The following is a 6,310-nucleotide window of genomic DNA, read 5'->3' on the forward strand; positions in this document are numbered from 1 at the left end:
CGAAATAAAAGTGGAGAGTACACTCAATGAAGGCACTTGTTTTCAAATATCTTTCCAAGATGAGGATATAGAATAGAAAGGTAATTAAGGTTGAGAGTAACTTAAATTAATTATGTCATTAATTAAGCTACAACCAGATCCTTGGCGTCATCAAAACTCTTGAGGTAAATTTCAGTAGTTATTAGGAAATGGTGCCCAAGACCTTCACTTATAAATTTAGTCGAAATTCCTATATCCTTAGCGCTAGTGGTCCAGAAGTTACTAAAATAATAAGATGTTATTTTCTCATCGATCCCAGCATCCTCTACAATTTTTTTAAGCAACTTATTCACCTACTTTCTAATGAAAATTGTCAATAGGTAGGTTTAATTTTATTTAAGTAAGTTTGAGTATTGTATCTAAAATTTATCAGTTTCTTCTTCAAAGTTTTAGCTGCATAACAGTTACGGCTCGTAAGTTGTGCGAAGTTTTGGGCGCCAACTTACCGGCTTAACCATTTTCTTTCCAGGTTTCTAAAATTATACTTTTTCGATGATACCCGGAATTTGAGATGAACCGACTTTGTTGGCAGTCATGCCTTTAGTCCGATTTTGTTGTTATATCGATTAAAAATGGCTCAATTGGAATTCCATCTGTATCTCTGAATCGATTACTTAATGTCAATTGATATCTTTTGTTTGGTTCCAACTCTACCTTAATTGATACTGATTTTTTATCTTCTGAAAACCCTAAAAACTCTTGAACTCTAAGTACGTTTTCCTCACCTAAAGGACCGTAATCAAATCCTCGAAATCGATCATCCATTATAGAGGAAAAATTAATTGTTATTTTTTCAGTTTTTGGATCAACTTGTTGACACCCATTATCAAATGGAAGAATTTCTTTAATTATTGGCCTATTTGAATTAAAATCTTTTTCATATTTTTCAAGACCTTTTTGGAAGTATTCTGATTGATTTACGAATCTCATTAATTCTTCCTGATCGGCGTAATCCAATTCAATCATTTCTTTTACCGCTTCATTCTTTTCGTTAGATTTTAAATAGAAGTTTTTGGCAATAGAATATCCAACATAATATGCTAGATCTCTCATTTTAAATTTATTGTTAGAATCGTTCCAAAGCCAGTTATTAAAGTGAGGACTAAACATTTCTTTTGAAAAAGCTTCTTTTATCGACTCCTCATTTTTTTCACCAAAAGATATTTGTGGATTAGGCGAATCAATATTTAATGCAAGTGTAGCAACGTATTCCGCAACTCCCTCGATTACTGTTTGTGCTAAAAGACTATTTCCGATAGTTGTATTTTGTTGGGTATGAATATACTCGTGGACGTTTAAAAAAGGTAGGTTTTGAATGGGATTTGTTGCTATATAATCTTTAAAATAATTTAGAGATTCTGGAAATTCGCTTACTATTACTGTAGAATCTGTCAAAGCCATTTCGCTTCCAATTAAAACCTTGTTATCAACGGTAGTTCCATTAGACCTGAAAACACCAATAGTAAAATAAACTTTTGCTGGTTTTAAATCTGGATAGATTAATTTTAAGCTTTTAATTCCTTTCTCAATTTCATTGCTGTAGGAATGAATATTTTTAGTCTTTTCTCTTATTGAATTCCAAAATAGCGGATAATTATTGATTGCATATATGTATTGTTCTGGAGTGTATCTTCTGGCTTGAATCATTGCTTTTAATCCGGAAGAAGCTTTATCAATGTATTCTGTTTGTAGAATTTTGTTTTTTGTTATACTGTCATTTGTTGAATTAATCCTATCATATGTAGTCCAAAAATTATCAATATCTGATGTGACTATATTTTCATTATTCTGAGCAATTATACTTTTCTGAAACAGAATGATGAAAAGAATTATAATTATTTTCTTCATAGTAAGAATCATATTTAGGCATTGCTGCCAACTGTCTCGGTTATCTCCAGTTGGCGGAATAAGGGACGCGGATTTGTCGGCTTTGTTGTTTTTTACATGATCTCTAAAATAACACTTTTCGCCAGAATGCCAGCTGTTTGCTGGAAACGATGTCGCCTATAATTTTCTTTACGGATTATAATTTCCATTAGCCCATTTTATTGTCGGTTCAATCCATTCATTTAGTGGTTTAAATAGAAATCCGTGATTCATCCCAGTGTTCAGTTCAATTTCTTTGAAATGTTCAATCTCACATGTTGAATTTTCTACTCGCGCTTTTGCTGAAACACCAAATGGATCGGATTTCTCATATATCGTTAATATATTTCCGCAATAGTTGATTTCAGGAATGTTCAAAATATCCTCATTTCTAAAGCTTGCAATAAATACAAAATTCAGATCAGGATTATTTGCTAAAGTTGAAACATATTGGGCAATATATCCGCCTTTTGATGTTCCAACTATTGTTATATTTTTTGGTTCTGTTCCGATTTTTATTAAGCTGTCAATTTGAATTACAAGTCTGCTAGCATATTTTCTAGCGTTTACATTTCCGTTTCTTTTTTCACTAATAATCTCTAATCCACTTTTCTTAAATTCGTTGATTATTTCCAAATAATCAGTCTTTCCATATTCTGGGTGTAATTCATTTAAATCATGTTCTTCTAAAAATCGATTGTGAAGGAAAAATATAAATTTGTCATCATTATTTTTTCCGCATGCGAATAAAGTCGAACAAAAAAGAATGCCAATTATTAGACTTATTTTCATTGAATTTCGATCTTTTAAAATTTTAGGCAACGATCTTTAACGCAAGTGGCGTGGAGCAGGGACGCGAACTTGTCGGTTTTGTGGTTTGTTACTTGGTATCTAAAATAACACTTTGCATCACACTGCCCGCTATTTGCTGTTAGCGATGTTATGCTCTGGTTTTATTTGTTCTTTTCATTTTCTTCTTCAATTGCCCAAATTTGTTCATATAATGCACCACGAAACTTATCATTCAACTCATAACCTGGTTCACGTACTTCGTTATTTTGTGACATTATAATTCCAACAAAATTTCGTTTAGGGTCAGCCCAAAAGTAGGTACATTCATATCCACCACCAATCCAAAGTCCAGCTTCACCTTGTTTTTTTATTTTCATTGAATCACCGCTAATCCATAAATTGTAACCATTATATCCATAAGGACTATCTTTTTGGGTATGAGGAGAATATATATCCTCAACTGTTGCTCTTTCCAAAAATCTATAATCATTTAATTCGCCTCTTTTTAATAGCATTCTTACAAAATCTGCGTAACCATCTGCAGTTGCTACCATTCCCTCACCACCTAGATACAATTGATGATTTGAATCATAATCAGGAACATCTGGTCCAAAAATGTCTAACTCACCTCTTTTAGCTTGACGCAAAGTAGAATCTCTACCTGTAAATTTTGGTAGTAGTTTTTCATTTGCTGGAAGTTTGTATTGTAATCCTTTGATCTTCATCGGACCAGTTACTCGTTCCTCAACGAGTTGATTTAATTTTTTACCTGTTGCTCTTTCAGCAACTAGACCTAAAACTGTTGTATTTGTACCATAAAAATAATCGGTGCCTGAGTTTTGAATCAAAGGTAAATTGGACATCTTATTAATTAAATCATCAGAGTCTTTTGCCATAGGCAAATTTTGTTCAGCGATTAAAGAATCGATACAAGAGAAACCTGTGGTAGCATAGTAAAATCCTGCTTGATGATTAATTAGATGAAGAACTGTCATTACAGAATCATTAGTGACAAACTTTACTGGACAAACATTCTCTTTTTCATTCCATTCATACTCTGTTAGAATACTCCCATCATTGGAAACTGCAACTTTAAGGTTTTTGAACTCAGGAATATATTTTGATACAGGATCATTTATTTTTAATATACCGTCTTCGATTAAATCTAAAACAACAGATATGGTTACTATTTTACTCATTGACCAAATTCTAATCCAAGTATCTCCATCGATTTTAGTGTTTGGAAGTAGGTCTTTATTTATCGCGCTATGCTCATAAATAACATTTCCATCCAAATCTTCCAATCTTGCATAAACAAATGGATAAAAGTCTTCCTCTACATAATAATCCAATACCTTATTCAATTTATCGGTATTTCCTATTTCCAATGTTGGTATACTCTCCTTTTGTGAGCAAGACTGAATAGCAATTATGAAAGAGAGTAAATAAAATAAATGGTTAATTTTGATTCTCATTGTATTAATTTTATGGTTGTTAATTATTTTCTTACTAACGCTGCCGCTTATTGGCGATGAACCGTTAGCATAAGTTTTTATTGCTCAAAAAGGTTGATGTTTCCCTTATCTAAATCAAGTAGTAATTTTTCTTTCGCAATAAAAATTTCAAATATATACTCGTCGAAATCACCTACTTCATTTTCATTATATTTTGATATAAACTTTCGTAATAGATAACCAGCGTAAAGTCTTATTCTCCACACATAATATTCTAGTAGAGCATTATTGTAATGGGCATTATGGACGATTAAATTTCTTAAGCGATAAATCATAAGTAAATCGTCTTTTGTTTGTTGAATATTTTCGTTAATAACAGTTTTAGTAACTGTAGAATCTTTGTAAAAATCTATTAATGAATCTATCTTTTCTTGCATTAATAGATTGCTCTCGTATTTTTTTAATTCAGGCAGTTCCTTAATAAACTTTTCTAAATAAATTTTTTGACCAACTTCTCCTCTAAGCTGGGCACGTTTACGTAAGTCTTCTGGAATTATTGGTTTTACTTGTAATGGATGAATATAACTTTCAAAATGCTTGTGCATTTCCCAACCATATTTATATACTGTATTAAAAGCTTGGTGAGATGAGATAATTTCCTGAATCAAACTAAATTTTGTTCTGTTTTTATCCTTGAAAATATCAATATTCAGATCTTTGGATGAATTGAATAGGTTTTCAAGACAAATCCAATAATTCAAAAGTTTGTCTTCCTCTCTGGTTGATTCTTCTGCTTTGTGCCTCCATCTTAGAGCATTTCTTAGTTTGGAAATAGTATCATTTTCTTCTTTCCATAAAAATTCATTCTCCTGAATTAAATCTAATGTGAGTTCGACTTCAGAAAAATCTAAAGAGTTTCGATATTCAAAAATTGAATCGGAATCTTCTCTTTTAAAACTTGAATATATAATTCTTCCTTGGTTATTTATAATTACATAATTCGAATCGTTTATAGAAATTTTTGTTTTAAATATCAAATAGCAAGAGAGTACATTTATAGCATTTTCTACTTTACTTATAGCTTTGCTTAAAGATGATTTTGGACTAATCATTTCCACTTCAACGGCAACCTGAAGATACTTTTTATCTAAACCCATGAATTCCTGAAGATCTTCATAATGATGTCTTCTAGTTTCATTAGTGGAAAGTTTTCTTTTTTCAACATTATAAAAATGTACACCAAGTATTGACCTGTCTATGTCGCCTTTTATTCCTTTTATATAGAATATATATCTGACTAATTCCTGGTTTTTATCATAGTAGGTTTTTAGACTCCAAATTTTTTCCTTGATAGAAAGGTTATCAATAAATTCTTTTACATTTTTTTCATATTCTTCTCTTTGCAAATTACCGTTATCGTCGGTAAAATTATCTATCTCATACGGATGAGGAAAGTCTGTAAATAAATTACCATTAATTTCTCGATAGCCTTTAAATATGTTTTTTAGAAATTTCTTTATGTCTTCTAGAACATAGGACTTTTTTACAAATTCAGTTATTAAACCTTGAGAATAATAATTTAACCTATTTACAAAGTCCAAATCAATCTCTTCATCTAATAGTAATAGATTCTCGACCATTTCAAGAGTCCTATTAAAGTAGACTCCTTTATCGAAATTTTTTCTGATTTGATAACACAAGGCTAAAACATAATTTTTCCTCGTTTGATCAAATGACTTTCGTAAAAGATTAAACTCTGATTTTAATTCATTATTAATGACTTCGTCGTTCTCTAAATAATCTGATATTTTCTTATAGAAGAAATTTCTATTGTCCTTATTTTTAAAACCATTTTCCTCTATCTCAGTGATAATATCATCAATAAGGATATTAGGTGAGTAGAGATTGAGTCCAAATGATTTTTTTAGAAAGTTTTTAATTAGGTCTTCCCATAATTCTTCCCAAAATTCAATTCTTTTTTCAATATTATTCAATAGAGGAATCTTTATTTAAAAATTTATGCTAACGGTTTCGGTGTCGAGTAGACAAGGGGAGTTTCACCCCAAGCCTCTCACAGAACCGTACGTGATAGTCTCCCATCATACGGCTCTTGTTATACAATCTAAATTACAATTTACCATATATATCCCATTTGCCAA

Annotated in this window: 5 protein-coding genes; all 5 read right to left on the bottom strand. The window is 31.0% G+C overall.

Annotated elements, in window-relative coordinates:
- Positions 1–122: 122 nt before the first annotated feature.
- Positions 123–323: a hypothetical protein gene (locus DHD80_RS19560; protein ID WP_251743161.1), complete on the bottom strand. Its 201-nt coding sequence runs from the start codon at positions 321–323 to the stop codon at positions 123–125.
- 256 nt (positions 324–579) lie between these two features.
- Positions 580–1,887 (bottom strand): hypothetical protein, encoded by a 1,308-nt coding sequence (locus DHD80_RS19565; RefSeq protein ID WP_251743162.1) that lies wholly within the window; start codon positions 1,885–1,887, stop codon positions 580–582.
- Between the two features lie 168 nt (positions 1,888–2,055).
- Positions 2,056–2,697, bottom strand: coding sequence for an alpha/beta hydrolase (locus DHD80_RS19570; RefSeq protein ID WP_251743163.1), 642 nt, complete (start codon positions 2,695–2,697; stop codon positions 2,056–2,058).
- A 161-nt stretch (positions 2,698–2,858) separates the two neighbouring features.
- Positions 2,859–4,172, bottom strand: a complete 1,314-nt coding sequence (locus DHD80_RS19575) for a serine hydrolase domain-containing protein (protein WP_251743164.1) — start codon at positions 4,170–4,172, stop codon at positions 2,859–2,861.
- 77 nt (positions 4,173–4,249) lie between these two features.
- Complete coding sequence (locus DHD80_RS19580) at positions 4,250–6,145, bottom strand: hypothetical protein (RefSeq protein WP_251743165.1); 1,896 nt, start codon at positions 6,143–6,145, stop codon at positions 4,250–4,252.
- Positions 6,146–6,310: the final 165 nt, after the last annotated feature.

This window comes from Gramella sp. AN32 (assembly GCF_023718305.1).
GTDB lineage: Bacteria > Bacteroidota > Bacteroidia > Flavobacteriales > Flavobacteriaceae > Christiangramia > Christiangramia antarctica.